The organism is Ferrovibrio sp. (assembly GCF_036381655.1).
Lineage (GTDB): Bacteria > Pseudomonadota > Alphaproteobacteria > Ferrovibrionales > Ferrovibrionaceae > Ferrovibrio.
Window position 1 is genome coordinate 1 of record NZ_DASVCJ010000025.1, and the last position, 20,311, is coordinate 20,311.

At 60.2% G+C, this 20,311-nt stretch carries 21 protein-coding genes; 13 read left to right on the forward strand and 8 right to left on the reverse strand.

Going from position 1 to position 20,311, the window contains the following annotated elements; all coding sequences use genetic code 11:
• The coding region (gene nhaA / locus VF194_RS04885) for a Na+/H+ antiporter NhaA (RefSeq protein ID WP_330888600.1) at positions 1 to 1,215 on the forward strand (1,215 nt) is incomplete at its 5' end.
• Here the strand turns inward: nhaA and VF194_RS04890 are convergent.
• A complete protein-coding gene (locus VF194_RS04890) occupies positions 1,181 to 2,065 on the reverse strand; it encodes a transglutaminase family protein (RefSeq protein ID WP_330888602.1) in 885 nt (294 codons plus the stop codon). The two genes, nhaA and VF194_RS04890, sit on opposite strands and share 35 nt — an antisense overlap.
• A gap of 629 nt (positions 2,066 to 2,694) precedes the next feature.
• The gene (locus tag VF194_RS04895) at positions 2,695 to 3,033 is read right to left on the reverse strand and encodes a hypothetical protein (protein WP_330888604.1); all 339 of its coding nucleotides are present in this window, start codon (positions 3,031 to 3,033) and stop codon (positions 2,695 to 2,697) included.
• A gap of 107 nt (positions 3,034 to 3,140) precedes the next feature.
• Between VF194_RS04895 and VF194_RS04900 the strand changes: the two genes are divergently transcribed.
• The 3 genes from VF194_RS04900 to VF194_RS04910 all read left to right on the forward strand — a co-directional run bounded on the left by VF194_RS04900 (position 3,141) and on the right by VF194_RS04910 (position 4,355).
• Entirely contained in the window at positions 3,141 to 3,377 is a 237-nt protein-coding gene (locus tag VF194_RS04900; RefSeq protein ID WP_330888606.1) for a hypothetical protein, read from the forward strand.
• A 153-nt stretch (positions 3,378 to 3,530) separates the two neighbouring features.
• Complete coding sequence (locus VF194_RS04905) at positions 3,531 to 3,815, forward strand: type II toxin-antitoxin system prevent-host-death family antitoxin (RefSeq protein WP_330888609.1); 285 nt, start codon at positions 3,531 to 3,533, stop codon at positions 3,813 to 3,815.
• A 3-nt stretch (positions 3,816 to 3,818) separates the two neighbouring features.
• Positions 3,819 to 4,355, forward strand: a complete 537-nt coding sequence (locus tag VF194_RS04910; RefSeq protein WP_330888611.1) for a type II toxin-antitoxin system VapC family toxin — start codon at positions 3,819 to 3,821, stop codon at positions 4,353 to 4,355.
• A 40-nt stretch (positions 4,356 to 4,395) separates the two neighbouring features.
• Here VF194_RS04910 and VF194_RS04915 read toward each other — a convergent pair whose 3' ends face one another.
• A complete protein-coding gene (locus tag VF194_RS04915) occupies positions 4,396 to 5,274 on the reverse strand; it encodes a hypothetical protein (RefSeq protein WP_330888613.1) in 879 nt (292 codons plus the stop codon).
• Between the two features lie 811 nt (positions 5,275 to 6,085).
• On the opposite strand from VF194_RS04915, the gene VF194_RS04920 reads away from it, so the two are divergent.
• The 7 genes from VF194_RS04920 to VF194_RS04950 all read left to right on the forward strand — a co-directional run bounded on the left by VF194_RS04920 (position 6,086) and on the right by VF194_RS04950 (position 13,853).
• A complete protein-coding gene (locus VF194_RS04920) occupies positions 6,086 to 6,520 on the forward strand; it encodes a hypothetical protein (protein ID WP_330888615.1) in 435 nt (144 codons plus the stop codon).
• Between the two features lie 11 nt (positions 6,521 to 6,531).
• A complete protein-coding gene (locus tag VF194_RS04925; RefSeq protein WP_330888617.1) occupies positions 6,532 to 6,759 on the forward strand; it encodes a hypothetical protein in 228 nt (75 codons plus the stop codon).
• A 130-nt stretch (positions 6,760 to 6,889) separates the two neighbouring features.
• Positions 6,890 to 7,603, forward strand: coding sequence for a TnsA endonuclease N-terminal domain-containing protein (locus VF194_RS04930; protein ID WP_330888619.1), 714 nt, complete (start codon positions 6,890 to 6,892; stop codon positions 7,601 to 7,603).
• Positions 7,604 to 7,617: 14 nt separating this feature from the next.
• Positions 7,618 to 9,675, forward strand: a complete 2,058-nt coding sequence (locus VF194_RS04935; RefSeq protein WP_330888621.1) for a hypothetical protein — start codon at positions 7,618 to 7,620, stop codon at positions 9,673 to 9,675.
• 24 nt (positions 9,676 to 9,699) lie between these two features.
• Positions 9,700 to 10,779, forward strand: a complete 1,080-nt coding sequence (locus VF194_RS04940) for a TniB family NTP-binding protein (RefSeq protein ID WP_330888623.1) — start codon at positions 9,700 to 9,702, stop codon at positions 10,777 to 10,779.
• A 3-nt stretch (positions 10,780 to 10,782) separates the two neighbouring features.
• Entirely contained in the window at positions 10,783 to 12,684 is a 1,902-nt protein-coding gene (locus VF194_RS04945) for a TniQ family protein (RefSeq protein WP_330888625.1), read from the forward strand.
• Positions 12,685 to 12,776: 92 nt separating this feature from the next.
• Entirely contained in the window at positions 12,777 to 13,853 is a 1,077-nt protein-coding gene (locus VF194_RS04950; protein WP_330888627.1) for a TniQ family protein, read from the forward strand.
• 209 nt (positions 13,854 to 14,062) lie between these two features.
• Here VF194_RS04950 and VF194_RS04955 read toward each other — a convergent pair whose 3' ends face one another.
• From VF194_RS04955 to VF194_RS04975, 5 genes are all read right to left on the reverse strand, one after another.
• The gene (locus VF194_RS04955; protein ID WP_330888629.1) at positions 14,063 to 14,470 is read right to left on the reverse strand and encodes a hypothetical protein; all 408 of its coding nucleotides are present in this window, start codon (positions 14,468 to 14,470) and stop codon (positions 14,063 to 14,065) included.
• 112 nt (positions 14,471 to 14,582) lie between these two features.
• On the reverse strand, positions 14,583 to 15,455 hold the full coding sequence (locus VF194_RS04960; RefSeq protein WP_330888631.1) for an SMP-30/gluconolactonase/LRE family protein: 873 nt from the start codon (positions 15,453 to 15,455) through the stop codon (positions 14,583 to 14,585).
• A 10-nt stretch (positions 15,456 to 15,465) separates the two neighbouring features.
• Positions 15,466 to 16,395 carry a dihydrodipicolinate synthase family protein gene (locus VF194_RS04965; RefSeq protein WP_330888632.1) on the reverse strand — a complete coding sequence of 310 codons (930 nt, stop codon included), beginning with the start codon at positions 16,393 to 16,395 and terminating at the stop codon, positions 15,466 to 15,468.
• Positions 16,396 to 16,405: 10 nt separating this feature from the next.
• Entirely contained in the window at positions 16,406 to 17,404 is a 999-nt protein-coding gene (locus VF194_RS04970; protein WP_330888634.1) for an aldose epimerase family protein, read from the reverse strand.
• Positions 17,405 to 17,415: 11 nt separating this feature from the next.
• The gene (locus tag VF194_RS04975) at positions 17,416 to 18,153 is read right to left on the reverse strand and encodes a FadR/GntR family transcriptional regulator (RefSeq protein ID WP_330888636.1); all 738 of its coding nucleotides are present in this window, start codon (positions 18,151 to 18,153) and stop codon (positions 17,416 to 17,418) included.
• A gap of 257 nt (positions 18,154 to 18,410) precedes the next feature.
• Between VF194_RS04975 and VF194_RS04980 the strand changes: the two genes are divergently transcribed.
• Positions 18,411 to 19,169, forward strand: a complete 759-nt coding sequence (locus VF194_RS04980) for an SDR family NAD(P)-dependent oxidoreductase (protein WP_330888638.1) — start codon at positions 18,411 to 18,413, stop codon at positions 19,167 to 19,169.
• A 76-nt stretch (positions 19,170 to 19,245) separates the two neighbouring features.
• Positions 19,246 to 20,292: a multiple monosaccharide ABC transporter substrate-binding protein gene (gene chvE, locus VF194_RS04985; RefSeq protein ID WP_330888640.1), complete on the forward strand. Its 1,047-nt coding sequence runs from the start codon at positions 19,246 to 19,248 to the stop codon at positions 20,290 to 20,292.
• Positions 20,293 to 20,311: the final 19 nt, after the last annotated feature.

The following is a 20,311-nucleotide window of genomic DNA, read 5'->3' on the forward strand; positions in this document are numbered from 1 at the left end:
GCCACCATCTGCGCAATCACTATCGCAAACTCGCCGTGGTCCGCGTCATACGCGGCGTTCTGGCACACCCAGATCGGCGTAAGCGTTGGTGGGGTGGAGTACACACGATCCGTGAAGCACTGGATTAATGACGGGTTGATGAGCCTGTTCTTCTTTACGGTGGCGCTCGAACTCAAGCGGGAACTGGTCGTTGGAGAACTGCAAGACTTTCGCATCGCCGCGTTGTCTCTAGCAGGAGCTTTAGGCGGCATGCTTGTGCCGCCGATGCTTTATCTGGCTGCCGCAGGCGGCGGTCCGGCCGCGCACGGTTGGGGCACCGTAACAGCAACTGACACGGCGTTCCTGGTCGGGTGCATGGCGGTGCTTGGTCGCCGGGTTCCGCTAAGCTTGCGGCTATTCCTTCTCTCGCTGGCGATTTTTGACGATGTAGGAGCAATCCTGGTGGTCGCCATTGGGTATAGCGGCGCCATCAATTGGCTGGGAATTGCTCTGGTCGTCGTCGGGATGCTGCTGGTCTACCTTCTCTCCAAGATCGGCGTGCGCAGTGTTGCAGCCTACCTGGGAATTGGAGTCTTCATCTGGCTTGCCCTCGAGCTTGCTGGAATCCACCCGACGCTCACTGGCATAATTCTCGGGTTCATGGCTTCCACTCGCAGGTGGGTAAGTGACAGCAGGCTGCAGGCCATCCTGCAGGATGTAAGGCCGTCTTCCGCCGGGAAGCAAGGACCGGCAAAGCTTACCAGGGCAAATCTTAAGCGCGCCCAAATTGCTACCAAAGAGGCGCTTTCGCCGGTCGAACAATTAGAAGCCGCTCTTCACCCTTGGGTCGCCTACATGGTCATGCCGCTATTTGCTCTGGCGAATGCCGATGTGGCGTGGCGCTCGGGAGATCTGGATTTCAGTCTTGTCACCGCAACTGTTCTCGGGTTGGCATTCGGAAAGCCACTTGGCGTAATCCTGTTCTCGGCCATAGCCGTGCGTGGTCGGCTGGCGGCGTTACCGGCCGATCTAAGCTGGAGCGTGTTAGTCGGCGGCAGTTTTCTGACAGGCATTGGTTTTACAATGGCTCTGTTCATTGCCGAACTGGCATACGAACCCGGATTGCTCGGGTCGGCAAAGGTAGGGATTACCATTGCCTCGATAATATCGGCGGCAGCTGGTATCGGCGCGCTGCTGGCCCTCAGTCGATCACGACCGGACGTTGGCTTACGCTGACTTCAACGCGCATTTCACTCATGGCGGCGCCATTTCCGGAAAAATCCCCTGACACCGGAGGGAGGTCAGTAATGTCTGCGCCAACTGCGACCGGTATCAACCGGGTCCCGCTAGCGGCGGCATGGGTCGGGTCGAATGCAATCCAACCGGTTTGTGGCAGGTAGACTTCTGCCCAGGCGTGCGTTGCGCCAGCACCGCTACTCTGACCGGACGGGTCGAAGAGATAGCCGGAGACGATCCGGGCCCCGAACCCCAGTGACCGAGCGGCTTCGGCGAATAGGACGGCAAGATCACGGCATGCGCCCCAACCACGTTCCAACGTGTGCTGAGGGGATTGCGTGCCGAAGTCGTCTCGGCTCCGGTACGATACTGATGTGGAGACGCCCAAGCAGAGATCACCGAGAAGCGCAAATGCCTCCGTCGGGATGCTGTAGATGAAGGCGGCGGCCCAACGTTTGACCTTCCCGTCAGGATCGGGATAGCGCTGGCAGGTGAGGACCCCGAGAGCGTCTCTTTCCTGATCGGAGTATGAAATGGGAAATCCAACATAGCGAGTGCGACTTTGTTCGCTGCCATCGCGCAGTTCGATGTCCATTCTCGCGGTAATTATAAGCTTCTCCGCAACGCTGTGGAACTCGGCGATGACGATCGAATTGCCAAAAACGTCTTCTGTCCACCTCAAGTTCGCAGGAGGATTGGTCAGGATCTCCAAGCTCACTAGGTGAACTCCGCTTCCTTCACGTGGCTGAAGCATCAGTCTGTGAGGGCCAAGATGCACATTACCGGTGTAGCGGTACGAGGTGACATGTAGAATGTCGATGCGAGTGGCAAATGCGGATCCTCGTGGCATGGGGCTTCCCCAGTATCAGTAGTGCGCTATTTCCTCCGTCACACTAACCCGCGTCCGTATTGAAAGTTGACCGAGCATGCTCACACGAACAACGGAAACGCTGGTCACATTCTCCCGCAGCTTTCGGCTTGCTGGCGTCGGGGAGCAGCCACCAGGAACATACCTTGTCGTCGCCGAGGCAGAGCAGTTACAGGGATTATCGTTCGATGCTTACCGGTACGTGGAGACCCGAATTCACGTTCCAGCAGTGGCGACCAATAGCAGTATGCGACAAGCTTTTCTTGTTGATGCGGATGAGCTAGAGGCGGCCCTGATCGCTGATCGGGGAGAATAGGCACTAGGATCTTACGTCAGGTTCAAGAGATTGGCGGTTTTCATTGGAAACGACGGTGGGGCCGAGCCGGTCATCCCGGAGGAAGTGTCATCCACCAGTGCCAACGATGTAATGCATCGTCAGGAAGCCGACGCCCACAATGCACTACTAGGCTTCAACGGCCTTTATCCGATTCGCCACATCGGCCTTCGCGCGTTAGACCCAATCCTGACAGTCGTGGAAGATTGAGACAGAGGGATAAGGGCGAGAGCGGAGGAAGGCGGTGCTTCAGCCGGGAAAGTCAATACCTTCGCGTTCAGCCAACGCGATCCGCCAGTAGTTCGCGTAGCAGCTCGGTCAGCCTCGCCATCCGAAAGGGCTTCTGCAGGAAGGCGTCCACCTCTCCTGCCAACTCATGATGTGCGGGAAGGCCACTTATCATGATAACCGGCACTCGCGAATGTCTGGGATGTGATCGCGACAGGAAGTCGACCAACAGGATGGTGAATAATCTTGCATGCACGTTGGTGTTGAACGTCAAAGTCACGTCTTCGGTGCCATGTCCCTTCACGAATAACTGGTAATTCACCATGCCGCCAATCATCTTCCAGACGGCATTGAGGAGGATGACCTCCTGTTCGACCTTATTGTACATCCCCAACACCCCCGCTAAGCGCACCTGTACGCCGTGATGATGCTGGCTCGCGGCCGATTTACAACCCTGTTGCCGTTGAATAGCTTCCCTCGGCAAAAGGGGGCAGAATGAAGTCATCCAAATACGTCGACTCGCGTCTGGCGGTGGCTCCAATTGGGAGCGACCGGGAAATCTGGCTGGCAGCTGGACTGATGATCCAGGAATACGGCGCTCACGCGGTCATCAAGGCTTCCCAGTGCGCAGATGAAGCGCTTGCCCTCGGAGACCTGGACAACCAGCGCCTATGGAAGCGGGTCATTCGCTCCATTGCCGCGATTACTGAACCCGGGGATGCGGCGCACTGAAGCTTCTGGCATCGGGCAATTTACGAGTGGCCGCCGTCTGGAGGCGCACTACCTTCTTGCTCCGCTCGAGAAATCGTATTTTCCTTGCCGGTCGGAAAATCCTTGCCCACGCACGGCAATGAATTTCCAGCAAAGGATTTCTGGACTGCTTGAATGAAGCCGAGAACCTGGCAGCTGACTGACGCGCGCGAAAAGCTGGAAGAGCTGGTGGCCGCCGCTGCCGCTGGAGATGCGCAGGCCATAGTCACCGCGGGCGGCCAGGAGGTCTTCGTCGTATCACGAAAATATCTTGAAGAATCCCGTTCGTCCTCAGATCGAAGTGTGCTGAATCGTCAACCTTCGGATTCGGAGGAGGACGCGTTCGACGAGGCCATGAAGACCGTTCGCGAAGGCCCACTTCATCTGGGCGGCACCCGACCGAAAGGTCGTGGTGACTGATGAGTGTTTCTGCTCGACACCAACGTGGTGAGCGAGCTCCGCAAGCGTAAGCCTGCACCCCAGATGATGGACTGGTATACCCGGCAAGATGCCCGGGACCTTTGGACCACCGTCATTACAATCTTCGAAATTCAAATCGGCATCGAGCGCGCCCGCAGGCAGCATCCCGGGGTGGCAGCCGATGCAGAACGATGGCTGGACAACGACGTGCTTCCATTCTTCGAAGGCAGAATTCTACCACTCACTCTCGCCGCCAGCCGCCTATACGGCCGAATGTTGACTACCCCGGACCTCGTCAACTTCGTCCTCCGGGATCCGAGATCGAAGAAGCAGCGAACAGGCGCCGACCTGATGGTGGCTGCCATTGCCGTGACAGAAGGTGCAACGGTGGTGACTCGGGATACCGACGATTTCCGCCGTATCAGCCAACACTTCCCGTTACCGGGGCTGCTGGATCCGTTTCAGGTGCCGACGTCAGAGAGTGGTGGCCCATTTGAAAGGCAGACAAATGAACCGTTCCAGCTGAGCCAATCGCTCTAAGCATGAGGGGTACATTATTATTGGCCACAAAACAAATGTACTATGATCGGCGACCCACCGTTACTTGGAAGCTCCGGGCGAGGGCAACGTGAACCTCAATCTGATCAGTGCATCCAAGCCGGTCTGCAATTTCGGCCACCATGTCGACGTCGTTATCCCTGACGAATGTAGCCAGCGCCTCGAAGGCGGTGGCCTGGTCAAAGCACAAGCCGTCTACCCGCTCCTTAGCGACCGGCCGCTCCATGTAACGCAGCAGGTCAACGACAGTCCGCGCGGGGGAGGTCACTTTAATTTCTACCCCGCCAACGACCTGACGCCAGATCCCAAAATAGCGCTCCGTCTGCTCCAGTCGGCCAAGATCAACATCAGCCTCGCTGTCCAGCGGGACATCCATCGGTGCGTAGGGCGCCTGCATGCCATTCCAATGAATGGGTACCGCCCGGTAGTCGCCGACATACGCCAGTATTCCACGCCCGACCGGCGCCGCGACCCACAGGTCGCTGTCAACATTGCCTATCAGCCCGTGATACTGGGCAGCACTCTTCAGGCACAGAACGTAGTCAGTGCCATGCACCCGCAAGCATGCAAGTGCATGCAGAAACGGGTCGTAGTTGCCCAGGTCGCAGTAGATGCCCTTAACGGGATTGAGGATCCGTCCCTCCTGAACCACGGCCCGAACGACCCTGACGTCGATCCCGGCGTCTAGCAGCTCTGCCAGCCGGACTGGGCGTCCGGCCGCATTGATCATCCGTAGTGTCAGCTCCCGGTCTCGAACATGTTTCGGTACTCGGCGCTGCGAACCTGGACTGCGCCGCTGGCGCCAAGAGGTGGGCATTTCCACCTCGTTCCGACTCTCCTCGGCCCGATCGAGCTGCTGCTCAAACTCCCTCAGTAGCTTCTCTCCGAAATCGGCGGACATACTCAGCCCCAGCTGCTGACCCAAATCGATGGTCAGAATCTAGACGCTCGGCATGCAAGAGACGTCGTCGACGCCACCGTCCGACCACCAATCGCTTCCATTTGAAAGCCATGATGCCGGTAAAAAATAATGTTGACTGCGCGAAAATGAGTTCAGAAAACTGGGTTTGGCCGCCGATAGCGTGATCGAAATGCAACAGCGATGAGCGACGGCGACATTCCCTCTTGCATTTTAATCGCTTCCGGTTGTACCTATTCGTCATGACACGCGAATCAAAAACCCTTGGACTTCAGTCCACCTGGCAAATGCCGGGCGTCATCGCGCGTCCTCTCTCCCACATATAAGAGCGTTGACGCGGTTCCGGTCAGGCAGTTTCCCTGACCCGTTCGTTGCGTTTGGAAGGTCAAGAAGCCACCGCTTCCGGCTTTCCACTGTCTGACCACCACCCGCTGGCGTGCGGTATTCGGCTTCACGCATGCGAGGTCAGGAAGATAACGTCAACGGACACAAACGGTGTGTCTGGCCAGTTCGTCCCAGCGCTCCGTGTTACGCGTAAGTCTGGTAGGCGTGCGGTATTCGGCTTCACGCAAACCCAGAGGTTCATCGCTCAATGATGAGCCGGGTGCCGCCCCGGATTTGTCTCCGCCGGGGCGGCACCCGAGTTGCCCGGTAAGTTGGTAAGCATCTAAGGAACGCGACCATGATTGCCTTCGCAACCTGTGTCCTCGCCAGCGAGGGCCTCTGCATACGGTAAGTCCAACAGCGACTTAACCGTAACCGTATTCACTGCAGAGGTAAGGAGACCTCATCCATGACTAAGCTTCCTGATGTGCCGTTCGGCGCATACATCCGGCGTGCGCCTACACCGCGCCCGGCAAACGACAACTACACGACCCGCCTGGCTTGCCTCATGGCGCTGGTTCGGCTGCGTGCGCGAAAAGGGATGGAGGACTGCAAACGCTTCCTTGCGAACGTGCCTTCTACTGCGGGTGCCTATCGCGAGCAGGTCAAGGTCGACCAAGTTCGTCTCGAGCGAGCCAGGATGGACATCATGGCCTACATCCAGATGTTGCCGATTCTGGAAGCGAAGGAACGGCTCAGCAGTGACCTTGAGCCGTGCCGCCGAAAGCTCCGGACTAGCTCTGAAAACAGCATCTATCCGCGCTGCCAGTCCAAGCCGAAGATTGATGTCGATGTCGATTACCTCGCCCTCGACATCATCCTCGCCGACACCCAGCGCGCCTGAAGGAGCCTGCCATGAACTTGCTCAATCTTCGCACCAACAGTGCCGTGAACCTGGACGGGGTGTCCTACCGCGTTCGCTCCTGCCGCCCGGTTGCCGACTTCTCGGTCATTACGCTGGCGCGTAAGGACGGTCGTGAAGTCGTGTTTCCCGACAGCAAGTTGCTGGACATGTATCTGGTCGGGCGGCTCGCGATTGCAGCGATGCCGAATCCGGCCAACTGCAACGGCCCGGCTGCGTGACCCTCATGAGCGCAAAATCTGAAAACAGCGGCGTCTTCGCCGAGCGGAAACTCATAGCAAGGCGCCGGTACGGATAGTTCGTACCGGCGCCGAGCCCTCCCACTTCCCACAACGCTCATAGGAGCTTCAAATGTCTAAACGTAACGCGCCGAAAGGCGTGAACACTCCCCATTGGCGTGATCGCATCGGCTACGAGCTGGATACCCGCCCGAGCCGACAGGTAGTCACGCGGTCCCCGAAGTGGTCCGTCGGATACTTCGACAGCCAGAAGATGGGGGCCAAGCTGGCCCACGAGTCCTCGCTCGAACTCGACAAGCTCCGGCTCCTCGAGTCGACGAATGCCGTCGCCCTTTTCAGCGTGCAGCCGAAGCCGGTTCGCTTCAGCTTCCTCGGAAAGATGCGCCGGTATACGCCAGACGGGGTCGTCTACTACCGGGACGGCACGGTCGAAATCTATGAGGTGAAGTACCTCAGCGATTACCTGCAGCCACTGACCAAGGCCTTCTACGACCAGGCCAAAATTGCGGTCAACGAGTTCGGTATGGAGTTCAAGGTCTATACCGAAGTCGAAATCCGGCAGCCGATCCATCTCGCGAACGCCAACGAGCTGCTCTGGTACAACACCCATGAGCCCTCGCAGGAGCTCCGGTTCCGAATTCTCGAGGCAATCGAGGTGGGCGGTGTTTCCACCTTGGGCGAACTCGAGCAAGCCCTGGGCATGACGTCCAGGGAGCAGCGCGGCCAGCTCTACGGCGCCGCTCTGCGCAACTGCTTCACCTTCACCGATTTAGCCACTGTGCGCCTGTCTTCCGACAGCCGCATCAGCGGTCCCACCCTGGCCTGAAAGGAGCCATCATTATGTCTATCTCTCTCAAGCGCGGCGAACGCCTCGAAATCAACGGCGAGTTCTACCAGGTCGACAGCCGCAGCGAATGCGGCATGGTCAACCTGCGCAAGGTCGAAGGCGGCCTCGTCATCGCCAAATCCGATGATGAACTCGCAGCCCTCTGGAAGGAGGGCGTCATGACCAAGGTCATCGACAACACCAAGAACATGATGTCCGACGCGGAGCGCGCATTGCTGTCGCAGCACTTCGAGTCCTATCCGCCGCATATCCAGGCCATTACCAAATGGCGCTGGGAGTATGTGAAGGACATCATCGACGAAGGCTTGATGTACACCTCCGAGGACAAGTGGGGGCCGGTTCTTACGGCAACCGCCACTCGCATCGGGGATGCCGCGCCTCCGCCGCCCTCGACGGTCAAGAAGTGGATGCGCTTCTATGGCCGCAATGGCAATGCCAATGACAACGACATCCGTTGGCTGGCGCCGATGTACGAGCTTCGCGGGAACCGGAAGCAGCGGTTCGCACCGGAAGTGGTCGAGCTCATGTGGGACATGATTGATACCCACTATCTCAACCGCGTCCCCCAGTCCGTGAAGTTCATTCACGGGGAGATCACCCGCATCGTGGCAATGATGCCTACGGTGGGTGTCAACGGCATCTTCCTGACTTCGGACGGGAAAAAGCTGCGGGGGCCGAGCCTGAAAACCGTGTATGAGAAGGTGAAAAGCATCCCAAGGGATGAGGTCATCTTCGCACAGCAGGGGCCCGTGGCAGCCCGGCAGGCGTGCAATCCTGTGGTCCTCGGGCCGCAGGGCGACCGGCCGCTTGGGGAGGTGGAGATTGATGACCACGAGATGGACATCATCTGCATCGACCCGGAAAAGAACATCCCCATCGGGCGTCCGATTCTGACCCTCGTGCTTTGCCGGAACACCCGCATGATTGTGGGCTGGCACATCGGGTTCGAAGCGCCGAGTGTCCATAAGGTCGCCTTGGCTCTCAGGCACACCATCGAGCCCAAGGCGGACGAGGTCGCGCAGTACCCGGAGATTATCAACAACTACTCCTCGGTGTACGGCGTTCCGCGCATGGTCTTCGTCGATAACGGCGCAAACTTCATTGCGCACGATTTCGATGAAATCTGCCTCGGCCTGGGAATGACCATCCATCGGTGCCGCGTCAGGACGCCGGAGGAGCGCGGCAAAATCGAGCGCGCCTTCCGAACGATTACGGAAAGCTTCGTCCAGCGTATCGAGGGGACGGTGTTCGGCAACATCTTCCGCCGGGGTGACTACGACTCCCAGAAGGAGGCAATCCTCTCGCTGGAGGACCTGCGGCGACTGTTCCTTCGCTGGGTGGTCGACGTGTACTCCGTCCAAATCCAGCGGACACTCGGGGTGGCGCCGATCGTCAAATGGCAGGAGGGCATCAAGAAGCACCCTGTCCGCCTGCCGCCGTCCAACGCCGACCTGGATGCTCTGCTGACCAACACCCGGATGTGCGCTCTGACCCGCAAGGGCGTCGAGCTTCTGGGTCTGCGGTACAATTCCAAGGACCCGCTCATCAAGCAGATCATCAACCGCGCGGACAAGCCGGACCGGGTCAAGGTCAAGCTCAACAGCGACGACCTGAGCTTCGTGCTGGTCGAGGACTGGAGGACACGCAAGTACTTCGCGCTTCCCTCCGTCATGCCGGAGTACACCGACGGCCTGACTCTCGCCGAGCACAACGTCAACGTTGCGCGGGCGAAGATGGACGCCAAAAAGTACGAGCGCTTGACGCAGGAGAATCTGCTGAAGGCGCAGGCCGAGCTCTTCATCGAGGCTAAGCACCTCAAGCGGGCCAAGATGCTGCGCAACCAGGCGCTCAAGGACGCCATGGAGGCTGAAGTTATCAAGGCCAACACGGCGCGCGTGGACGCTGCGGTAGACGAGGCGGCCAAGCCTAAGAAGCCCGCAGCACGGGTGGAGCAACAGGCGAAACCGGCAAACGACACGCCGATTACGCCGCCTCCCGCCAATGACACCTTCGACGATGCCGTCGCCAGCGGCCTCGTCAGCAAAGCCTAACCAACTCTCACGAAAGGACACTCCATGACCACCGACACCCTCGACATCCTTACCGGCATCACTGACCCGCGCCCCTCTGAAGGGGGCGCGGAGAACCCGCAGGCGACGCCGCCGACACTTCAGGAGATGGTCAGCAAGATTGCCGCGCTGAACTCTGTCTTCCTGCATACCGCCAGGACGCAGCAGCTGATGGCACGGCTGGAGCAACTCAAGAACTTCGGCAACGTGGGGCGGGAGACGGGATCTCCTTCACGCAATCTGCTGGTTACGGGCCCCTCTCATGTCGGGAAGACCTCGATTCTGCGCAGGTTCGAGCGCGAGTATCCACCCATCCCGACCGAGACCATCACGCTGTGTCCGGTCCTCTATGTGGAGATTCTCCTGAACTCCACCTGCAAAGGTGTCATTGTCCAGACGCTGAAGGCACTTGGAGTTCCAGTGGGGTCGCAGTCCACTGACACCACGGTCCTTGGCCTGAAGCTCATTGAGTGGCTGCGGAAAAAGCAGGTCGACGTCATTATCTTCGACGAGTTCCAGCATATCGTCGAGGAGAAGACCAAAACCCAGATCTACAACGGCGGTGATTTGCTGAAGGCAATCAGCAACTCCGGCACAGCCATTGTCGTCAGCGGCCTTGAGGAAGCTGCTGAAGCCTATGACGAGAACAAGGCCCTGCAATCCCGCACGGCAGGCCGGTTCCACCTTTCTCCTCTCAATTGGAGCAACCCCGAAGACCGCACGCTCTTTCGGGCGCTGCTTTCGATGTATGCGAAGGAGTTGCCGTTCCCGGAGCCTTCAGACCTGGCGGCGCTCGACATCGCCATGCCGCTGTATCACTTCTCCGGCGGCCTGTTCGGGCGCGCCGTTCCCTTCATCGTCAACGCGGCAACACAGGGCCTCCTCTGTGGTGCGCGCCGCCTGAACCGGGAAATCCTGCGGAGAACGATGGAGGGCTACCGCGATTCCCGTGAGAAAGTCGGTTGGTTCAATCCCTTTGACGTCGCGGAGGACCGGTTGCGGCTGGTCCCTGTCGAGCGCGACATCCGCAATCAGAAGACTCGCTTGCGGAATGGCGTGCGCAAGGCAGAGAACAGGGAGGGCTGAACCATGCCCGGGAGTTGGCAAAGCGAGACGATCGCGCAGCTTCCGGTCCGAGTTCGACCAATGGCCGATGAGTCCCTTATCGGCTATCTAATGCGGGCGGCCTCGGAGAATCTACTCTCCGGGCCGCCACATCTCCTGAAGCTTGCCCGTGTCCGAATGGCGTCACTGGAGGCAATCGCCACCAGGAGACGCAATCTCGGGAAGCTGGCAGCTTTCTGCGGCACAGATGCCCATTCACTGGTAAGAATCAGCTATCGGCCGAGCTGCCGACGCGGCAATGTCAACTTTCTGGGTTTTGATCTACGCCGGGAATACGTCAGCGTGCATCGCCGCCGCTTCTGCCCACAATGCCTGCGCGAAGCACCCTATCACCGCGCAATCTGGGACCTGAGCGTAGCCTCGGTCTGCGTACGCCACCGGGCGTATCTGCATTCCCAATGCCCCGAATGCGAATCGAGATTAAGCTGGCGCTCCGGCTCCGTCGATGCGTGCAAATGCGGGCATGTACTTTCAGCCACTAAGCCGAAGCGCGCCTCGCATCAGGAGGTGATGGGGATGGCGGCTATCCTGGCCAGCCTTGGGCATCCCGATGCCAATCTCGAGCTTGAAGACCCTCTGCGCTGGGTCGACCCATGCTCAACAATCTCACTGCTGCTGACGCTAGGTTGGTTCTCAACAGGACATCGCCGTCGCCCACGTCCAATTAAGCTGGCGTTAACAGCGGCCCTGTCGCCCCAGGTACTCACAGACGGTTATCGGATCTGCGAGGGGTGGCCTGCCAACTTTTATGCCTTTCTCGATCAGCTTTGTGCCCGCAGGTCTCCTTCGGTAACGCGATTCGGGCTAGCCAAACGGCTCGACCTAATCCTGAACTGGGCCGCGGATAAGTCTACGCCGAAGCATGCACGAGCAGTCCTGAAAGTGGCATTGGCCGGTTATCTCCAGCAACGTCCCGCAATCCGATCGCGAACGAAGCTCCTGGGCTTCAAGCCTAATCCCGGCACGATGACGCTCTCCGAAGCAGCCGCCTGCTTCCGGAGGAATGTCGAGGTGGTGCGCCCGGTTCTCCAGAAACACAAGCTATTCGTCGTAGACGATGGGCTGGGCCGAGGTGCCCCAATGCTCGTTGCTAGGTCATGCGTCGCCGAGCTCGCCGCGGCACTCGAGCAGATTGGCGACAAGAAGACGTTGCGAAGGGTCCTTGGCTGCTCGAGAGGAGTGATCGATCGCGTTATTGCGCTCGGTTGGTTGAAGGCCGCAACTGGAGTGGTGGCTGAGCTCTATGGGAAATCAGGTTGGTCGCTGGAAAGCGCGAAGGCGCTACTGGCGACCCTTGAGGTAGCGACTGCCAAGGTGTCGAGAACCAAGGACGTCATCTCGCTTCCCAAGGCGCTGCTTCGGCGCCCAAATGGAGGCGGTGACTGGAAGATGGAAGGCTTGCTTGAGGCGTTAAGCCGTGGCGCATTGAAGAGGGATGCCCATGGCCTTGCCCGGTTTTACCTCGGGTCGGAGGACGTCGAGAGCCATGCAGCGCCCGATGACCCACCGTCGATTCGAGATGCGGCCCGGAAGCTCGGTATCAAGGAGGAGGTGGCATACTTTCTGGTCGGAAGGAGATTTCTGCCGGTCAAGATTATTGCCGGATTGCGTGGGCGCCGGATCATGCCAGGCGACCTGTCAGCCTTCCAGCATAAATACGTATTCCCGGCACAGCTGGGCTTGGACTCCGCCCACTACAAAGGCTGGACCGCGGAAAGACTTATCGCGGGTGGAGCCCGCCCCGTGTCAGGCCCCGGTGTGGACGGTGGGCGCCAGTTCGTTTTCAGAAGGGTCGACATCGCTCCGTTGATCAAAAAACTGAAAGCGCCGCCGAAGCACTCCATTCGACAGGGACACCTGGCATGAACGCGCCTGTTGCATCCCAAAGGATTTCCAAGGAAAAACGTCATCTCAGACTAGGAATTCGGTGCCGAAATCCTTGGCGCCGGAAGCGGGGGATGATCAGCTTGGCATACGTGCGTTCATACGGCGGCAAGAGGCCGCCCGGCCGGATTAATCGTTTACCACCAAAAGAAGTTACCGAGCGGGTTGCAGAGCGGGTTCATCCACAGTTCGGAGAAAGCATCCTCGGTTACATCGCCCGACTTGCGCAGGCGAATATGGTGCCTGTGTCTGGAGTGCAGAGGAGTGCCGGGCTGGATCCTGTTCAGATCTGGTATTCGGACAGAGACCTTCAACAGCTCGCGACCTACGCACAGCAATCGGCTGAATCACTCCGACTGCTCGCGCCGGAACCGCCTGTCAAGCTGGACGGCTATCCCTATACCAGGTTCATGGGGCACCTGCTGGACCCGGAGGCCGTTTATCACGATCAGAACCGCAGGGTCTGTCCAGCCTGCCTGAAGAAGGATGCTGTCTATAAGGCAACATGGGACCTTCGCATCTTCCCGGGCTGCACCGAGCATGGGCTGCGCCTCATCCACCATTGCCCGGATTGCAGCGCCGAAAAAGAAAAACCGGTTCCATTGAACTGGCGGACTGAAGACCTTCGCTTCTGTCGGTGCGGATGCGACCTCAGGGAGGTGCGGGCCGAGGAATACCCGGCCCACCACCAGGGCGCACAGAGGCTTATAGAAGCCATGCTTATGGGAACCTCAGTCGAGAAACCACCGCTCCTGGCCGAACTGTACCCCCACGAGATCATGCGCCTGCTGGTCGATGTCAGCCAAACCTCCCTGCGGGTAAGGGATTTGATGTTCCCGGATGGCGATATCGGAATGCGCATGCGGTTCGGCGAGCATGAAGGTCACCTTCACTTCCAGGTAAATTCCCCCGAACCGGAAGTCGGGCTCCGCTTGAGTTTGGCGCTCACCATACTATCTATGGAGCCAGCCGATCTTGCGGCGGCGCTCACGCTTTTAGCTGACGGCTTCGAAGGGCGCTGGTTCCCGTTTGGGTCAACGGTGTCATCCCTTCGGCGTTCGGCACCTAGGGGTCATGAACTACGTCAATTGTTGGAAGCCTCTGAACATCAGTGGACGAGCAAAGTTGAAACGATGTCGATGCAAGAGTGACCAAACGGATTAGTCTTAACGGCCGCAAACAGGGGCTGCGAATACCAGAGTCAGTAATCGCTTCCGTTCTGGCGCAAACCGGCGATTATTGCTTACACGAAAAACCAGTTTATTCGTGCACACCGCCAAGCCATACTGATCTAAGTCAACAACTTAGCGGATTCTGAGCGGACGTTATTTGGTTCCGCGCACAGCGAGGCTTGCCGGCCTTAGCGGCGTGAGGCTGCGCTTGCCGTCCGGTCCTCGACCTCGACGACGCGCCGGATGCTGAACAGGGACGCGGCGAACACGACGATGCTGGACGCGGCGAGCCCTACCGATATGCCGATATCGCGCAGCGGCATTTGCGACAGCTTCGAGAAGACCAGAATGGCGAAATAGAGGGCCGCGCCCAGTCCGGCGCCGATATAGCCGAGCGAAAAGCCGACGGTCATGTATGCCAGATAGGCCGAAGGCGCCACGGCGGCATAGATGACGACCGCCATGAGGGAATAGCCGCCAACGAGAAGGGCGGCGGCCGTCACATCGTCCAGCCCGCCGCGCAGAATCAGCGCCAGCATGACCGCCACGATGGCGGCCACCGCGGCCAGGGCGAGAGAAATCCGGTAGACGCGCATGATACCCGACTCATCCTGCTTCGTTGTGACTGCCCTATCCCAGCAGCGGCCGGCAAACCATGCATTGACTCCAATCAATCGGCCCGTAAACCGCGCCTGCCCGTGATCGCGATCACGCCAGCGCGACCGGCGGATCGAAGCGGCCGGCGACGGGCGGATCGACCAGGAAGGTCTGGCCGGCCAGCGGATCGGCGCGCAGGGCCGCCGCATCCATGTTCTCGGTGGCCGAGGTCACGATCAGGCGGTCGGCGGCGGCGCCGATGAAGGCCGGGCAGGAGACCTGCCGCGCCGGCATCGGCAGCGAGCGCCGCCGCCGTCCATCGGGAGCATAGACATCCAGGCAGGCGCCGCCCCAGCGGGCATTCCACAATAGGCCATCGGCATCGACGACCGAACCGTCCGGTCCACCCTCGCCTGGCGGTATGGTCGCGAAAACCCGGCGCTCGCCCGCCGGCAGGCCGGTCCGGGGATCGGTGTCGATCCGCCAGATTGCGCCCAGCGCGGTATCAGCGAAGTACGCTATGCGTCCGTCGGGCGAGAAGGCGATCGAGTTGACGATGGAGATGCCGAAGAACAGCCGCCGGATCTCTCCGCGGAAGAACCAGTAGAGCGCGCCGGCGCCGGTTTCGGCCTTCTTGCCCATCGTGCCGATCCACAATGCCCCGCTGGGATGCACCCGCCCGTCATTCGAGCGCGTCATGGGGTTGTCCGCTTCCAGCGGGCGATGCAGGCGGAGCGATCCGGACGCCACGTCGCGCAGATACAGACCGTCCTCCGCGGCGATCAGCTGGGTATGGTCATCGACGACGGCCATCATCGAGGCCATGAAGGGCAGGGCGTGCACGCGCGCCGCGCCGCCCTGAAACGGTTTTTCGATCAGCCGCCGGCCGAGAATGTCGAACCAGAACAGCCGCCCCAGGGCCGGATGTGCCGCCGGGCCTTCGCCCAACATGCAGACCAGATCGCTGAAGACGGTCGCTGTCATGGGGCCGCTTTCATTTGCCCCAGCGCAGCACCATGGCGTCGAGCTGCCGGGCGATCTCGATCAGTCCCGCGCGCGTCTTCGGATGCGGATGTTCGAGCGGATGGCGCACCGCGTCGGAGGCGATCACGCCGCCTTCCTTGAGCAGGATCTTCGCCGCGCAGAGGCCGCATTGGCGGTTCTCGTAATTGATCAGCGGCAGCCATCTGGCATAGGCCAGCGCCGCCTTGTCGCGCTGGCCGGCGAAATGGGGATCGATGATCTGGCGAATGCCGTCGGGGAAGCCGGACCCGGTCATGGCACCGGTGGCGCCGGCATCGAGATCGGCCATCAGCGTAATGCCTTCCTCGCCATCCCACGGCCCCTCGACGGCATCGCCGCCGAGTTCGATCAGCGTCCGCAGCTTGCTGGCGGCCTGGGCCGTCTCGATCTTGAAATACGAGACATGCTCGATGTCCCGCGCCAGCCTGGCCAGGAAAGGCGCCGGCAGCGATGTGCCCGAAACCGGCGCATCCTGGATCATGATGGGAATCGATATGGCATCGGACAGTGCCCGGAAGAATGCCTCGATGCCGGCTTCGCCGACCCGGATGGTGGCGCCGTGATAGGGCGGCATCACCATCACCATGGCCGCGCCGGCATCCTGGGCCCGGCGCGAACGGGCAGCGCAGATCGCGGTGCTGAAATGGGTGGTGGTGACGATCACCGGCACCCGGCCGGCAACATGCCTGAGCACGGCATCCATGACCCGGTCGCGTTCGTCATCGGTCAGGGCGAATTGTTCGGAAAAATTGGCGAGGATGCAGATGCCGTCGACGCCGGCATCGATCATGAAGTCGATCACCCGCCGCTGGCCGTCGAGATCGAGCGTGCCGTCGTCGTGAAAGATGGTCGGCGCTACGGGGAAAACGCCACGATAGGGTTTCTGTCGGGACAGCGTCATGATCGCATCCTCATTTCCTGGCAAAACGATATTCGGTGATCTGCCGATAGACCTCACCGGGCCTCAGAACGGCGCTCGGGAAGCCTGGCTGGTTGGGGGCATCCGGGAAACGCTGCGGTTCCAGGCACAGCCCGGCGCGATCGCCATAGATACGCCCGGCGGCGCCGAGGCCGGCGCGGCCAAGCATCTGGCCGGCGTAGAACTGGATGGCCGGCTCGGTCGAGGCGATCTCCAGCATGATTCCCGTCTTCGGCGATTCCAGGCGGGCGACCGGCCGCGGCTCCGCTGTCGCCTGTTGCGATAAAACGAAGGCATGATCGTAGGCGAAATCGCCGATCGGCCTTGGTCTGCGAAAGTCGAAGGGCGTTCCGGTAACGGATGCCTGCGCGCCGATCGGGATCCTGTCGGCATCGACCGGAAGATAGGCCTCAGCCGGGATGGTCAGGAGGTGATCCACGATGGTGCCGCTGCCATCGAGGTTGAAATAGGAATGCGTGGCGAGATTGACGATGGTCGGCTGATCGCACGTCGCTTCCAGGAGGATGCGCAGCCTGCCCTGGCCGGGCAGGGAATAGGTGCAGAGCGCCTCCAGATTGCCGGGATAGCCTTCTTCTCCGTCGACGGAGCGGTAAGCCAGCGTGGCGGATTGCGGGCCGGCATCGCGGAATGTCCAGTTGCGCCGCCCGAAGCCTTTGAAGCCGCCATGCAGATGGGTTCGCCCGGCCTCGTTGCGGCTGAGCTGGCAGCTTTTCCCGTCCAGCGCAAAACGCCCATGCGCAATGCGATTGGCGAACCGTCCGGCGACGGCGCCGCAATGGGGCGAGCGCTCGGCGTATTCTGACAGCGTGTCCAGCGACAGCGTCATCGGCCTCCCCTCGAAGGAAAGGGAGCGGAGGGCGGCGCCGAAGCTCAGGATGTCCGCGGAAAGCGCATCGTCCGATAAGACGACCTGCCGCACCGGCGTTCCATCCGGCAAAGTTCCAAAATGGCGAATACGGTCTTCAGTCATCCTGCCCACTATCAGCCGACCGTCGGCCCGTCCAGCGCGCCAAGGCGCTCAAGGCCCTGCCGGATCACCCGTTCCGTGGCCCTGGCGGCCGCCGCGCCGTCTTTTCTGCGGATGGCGTCGGCGATGTCGGCATGCGCCTGCCAGGAGGAGGCGTGCTGCCCATCATCGGACGGCAGGCTGAGGCGGAACGATGCCAGCAGCGCGGTCTCGATGACGGCGCCGATCGAGCGCATGAAGATGTTGTTGGATGCATCGGCAAGGGCCAGATGGAAGGCGAGATCGGCTTCGGCATAGCCGGCATTCAGCGCCTTTGCATCGCGCATCGCGGTCAATGCCGTATCCAGCGCCACGAGATCGGCTTCGCTGTGGCGCGCCGCGGCCAAGGCCGCCGCCGCCGGCTCCACGGCGAGACGGATATCCGACAGATCGCGCAGGAAGCGCCGATCGACGCCGCCCGCGAGATACCAGCGCAGGACGTCGGGATCGAACAGGTTCCAGGCCGAGCGTGAACGCACTTTTGTGCCGACCTTTGTTTTGGAAACCACCATGCCTTTGGCGGCCAGTGTCTTGATCGCTTCGCGCAGTACCGTCCGCGACGTGCCGAACTGCTTCATCAGCTCGGCTTCGGCCGGAAGCAGGGCGCCTTCGCCGTATTGGCCGCGCACGATTCCGATGCCCAGCGCATTGGCGACCTGTGCGTGGCTGGAGGTGACGCGTGAGATACCGATACTGACGAGCGGCTGGTTCATCTTTTCGCCGTTGCGGAGGGCTGCTGATCGGGCGGCTGCGGAATTGGCTGTCGCCGCCATCAGCTAATTACATGAGCAGGCCGTAGAAAGTGAAGACACCAGTATGCGAATTCCATCCGACTGATGCCATGGCAGTTTCCTCCCCCGATTTGCTTCGCGCGCCGTCAATATTTTTACCTTTTCTAATTTGCCATATTGCATGAGATCCTAATAGTCATATTAAATGACTTTTGAGGAAACGGAACTAGGGACTGGCGATGGCCGCGATCTATCCAGACCTGGAAGGCAAAACGGTGCTCGTCACCGGCGGCGGTTCAGGCATTGGTGCCGAATTGGTCCGCCACTTCGCCCGCCAGAAGGCGAAGGTGGGCTTCATCGATATTGCCGATGATCCTTCCCGGATTCTCGTTGAAGAGGTGGAACGGAGCGGCGGCACCAGCCGTTACGAGCATGCGGACCTGACCGATATTCCGGCGCTGCAAGCCGCCATCGGACGCATTCGCGACGCTTTCGGACCAATCGACGTGTTGATGAACAATGCCGCCAATGACGAGCGCCATGCGACCGAAGAGGTCACCGAGGCCTACTGGGACGGCCGCATCGCCGTAAACCTCAAGCATCAGTTCTTCGCCGCCCAGGCGGTTCTACCCGACATGAAGGCGAGGCGCGCGGGCGCCATCGTCAATTTCGGTTCGATATCCTGGATGATCGGACAGGGCGGCATGGCCGCCTACACGGCGTGCAAATCCGCCGTGCTCGGCTTGACCTATTCCCTGGCGCGCGATTACGGCGCCTACGGCATCCGCGTGAACGCCATAGCGCCGGGCTGGGTCATGACCGAACGCCAACTCGCTCTCTGGGTAACGCCGGAAGCCGAGCAGGAGATCTACGCGCGCCAATGTCTGAAGCGCAAACTCTATCCTGCCGATATTGCCAAATTCGCGGTGTTTCTCGCCTCCGACGAAGCGAGCGGGTGCACGAACCAGCAATACGTCGTCGATGGAGGCTGGGTCTGAAAGCGACTTTCGTCCATCGCCCTCGATAGCGGCTGACACGTCAAAACAGGGAGGAAACATGAAAAGGCTAGCCATAATGACCTGCAGCGTCCTGGTCGCTGCATTCGCTTTTGCCAATGCGGGCTTCGCCAAGTCGAAGGGCACGATCGGCATTTCGATGCCGACGAAATCCTCGGCGCGCTGGATCGATGACGGCAATAATCTGGTCAAGACGCTCAAGGAAAAGGGCTACGACGCCGATCTGCAATATGCGGAAGACGATATCCCGAACCAGCTTGCCCAGGTGGAAAACATGATCACCAAGGGCGTGAAGGTGCTGGTCATCGCCGCCATCGACGGGACCACGCTCTCCGACGCCCTAAAGCAGGCGCATGAACAGGGGATCAAGGTGATTGCCTATGATCGCCTGATCCGGAAGTCGCCGGATGTCGATTATTACGCCACCTTCGACAATTTCCAGGTCGGCGTCCTGCAGGGCGGTTATATCGAAAAGGCGCTCGGCCTGAAGGAGGGCAAGGGGCCGTTCAACATTGAATTGTTCGGCGGATCGCCCGACGACAACAATGCCTATTTCTTCTACAACGGCGCGATGTCCGTTCTGCAGCCCTATATCGACAGCGGCAAGCTGGTGGTGCAGAGCAAGCAGATGGGCATGGAGAAGGTATCCACTTTGCGCTGGGACGGTGCCACCGCGCAGGCCCGCATGGACAACCTGCTCAGCGCTTTCTATACCGACAAACGGGTGGATGCCGTTCTCTCGCCGTATGACGGCCTGAGCATCGGCATCATTTCCTCGCTCAAGGGCGTCGGCTATGGCAGCGCCGATCAGCCGATGCCGGTCATCACCGGGCAGGATGCCGAAATACCGTCGATAAAGGCCATTCTGCGCGGCGATCAGACTTCGACGGTGTTCAAGGATACCCGCGATCTGGCCAAGGTTGCGGCCGAAATGGCCGACGCGCTGGTCAGCGGACGCAAGGTGGAGGTCAACGACACCAAGACCTATGAAAACGGCGTCAAGGTGGTTCCGTCCTATCTCTTGAAGCCTGTCGTGGTCGACAAGACCAATTGGAAGAAGGTGCTGGTCGACAGCGGCTACTACAAGCTGTCGCAAATCCAGTAGGACTGGCGCGAAGGCCGGG

Excerpts from the sequence above, each read along its gene's own strand:
- VF194_RS04890 (WP_330888602.1), bottom strand. The coding sequence starts at position 2,065 with ATGCCACGAGGATCCGCATTTGCCACTCGCATCGACATTCTACATGTC.
- VF194_RS04895 (WP_330888604.1), bottom strand. The coding sequence starts at position 3,033 with ATGTACAATAAGGTCGAACAGGAGGTCATCCTCCTCAATGCCGTCTGG.
- VF194_RS04900 (WP_330888606.1), top strand. The coding sequence starts at position 3,141 with ATGAAGTCATCCAAATACGTCGACTCGCGTCTGGCGGTGGCTCCAATT.
- VF194_RS04905 (WP_330888609.1), top strand. The coding sequence starts at position 3,531 with ATGAAGCCGAGAACCTGGCAGCTGACTGACGCGCGCGAAAAGCTGGAA.
- VF194_RS04915 (WP_330888613.1), bottom strand. The coding sequence starts at position 5,274 with ATGTCCGCCGATTTCGGAGAGAAGCTACTGAGGGAGTTTGAGCAGCAG.
- VF194_RS04920 (WP_330888615.1), top strand. The coding sequence starts at position 6,086 with ATGACTAAGCTTCCTGATGTGCCGTTCGGCGCATACATCCGGCGTGCG.
- VF194_RS04925 (WP_330888617.1), top strand. The coding sequence starts at position 6,532 with ATGAACTTGCTCAATCTTCGCACCAACAGTGCCGTGAACCTGGACGGG.
- VF194_RS04930 (WP_330888619.1), top strand. The coding sequence starts at position 6,890 with ATGTCTAAACGTAACGCGCCGAAAGGCGTGAACACTCCCCATTGGCGT.
- VF194_RS04935 (WP_330888621.1), top strand. The coding sequence starts at position 7,618 with ATGTCTATCTCTCTCAAGCGCGGCGAACGCCTCGAAATCAACGGCGAG.
- VF194_RS04940 (WP_330888623.1), top strand. The coding sequence starts at position 9,700 with ATGACCACCGACACCCTCGACATCCTTACCGGCATCACTGACCCGCGC.
- VF194_RS04945 (WP_330888625.1), top strand. The coding sequence starts at position 10,783 with ATGCCCGGGAGTTGGCAAAGCGAGACGATCGCGCAGCTTCCGGTCCGA.
- VF194_RS04950 (WP_330888627.1), top strand. The coding sequence starts at position 12,777 with ATGATCAGCTTGGCATACGTGCGTTCATACGGCGGCAAGAGGCCGCCC.
- VF194_RS04955 (WP_330888629.1), bottom strand. The coding sequence starts at position 14,470 with ATGCGCGTCTACCGGATTTCTCTCGCCCTGGCCGCGGTGGCCGCCATC.
- VF194_RS04960 (WP_330888631.1), bottom strand. The coding sequence starts at position 15,455 with ATGACAGCGACCGTCTTCAGCGATCTGGTCTGCATGTTGGGCGAAGGC.
- VF194_RS04965 (WP_330888632.1), bottom strand. The coding sequence starts at position 16,395 with ATGACGCTGTCCCGACAGAAACCCTATCGTGGCGTTTTCCCCGTAGCG.
- VF194_RS04970 (WP_330888634.1), bottom strand. The coding sequence starts at position 17,404 with ATGACTGAAGACCGTATTCGCCATTTTGGAACTTTGCCGGATGGAACG.
- VF194_RS04975 (WP_330888636.1), bottom strand. The coding sequence starts at position 18,153 with ATGAACCAGCCGCTCGTCAGTATCGGTATCTCACGCGTCACCTCCAGC.
- VF194_RS04980 (WP_330888638.1), top strand. The coding sequence starts at position 18,411 with ATGGCCGCGATCTATCCAGACCTGGAAGGCAAAACGGTGCTCGTCACC.
- chvE (WP_330888640.1), top strand. The coding sequence starts at position 19,246 with ATGACCTGCAGCGTCCTGGTCGCTGCATTCGCTTTTGCCAATGCGGGC.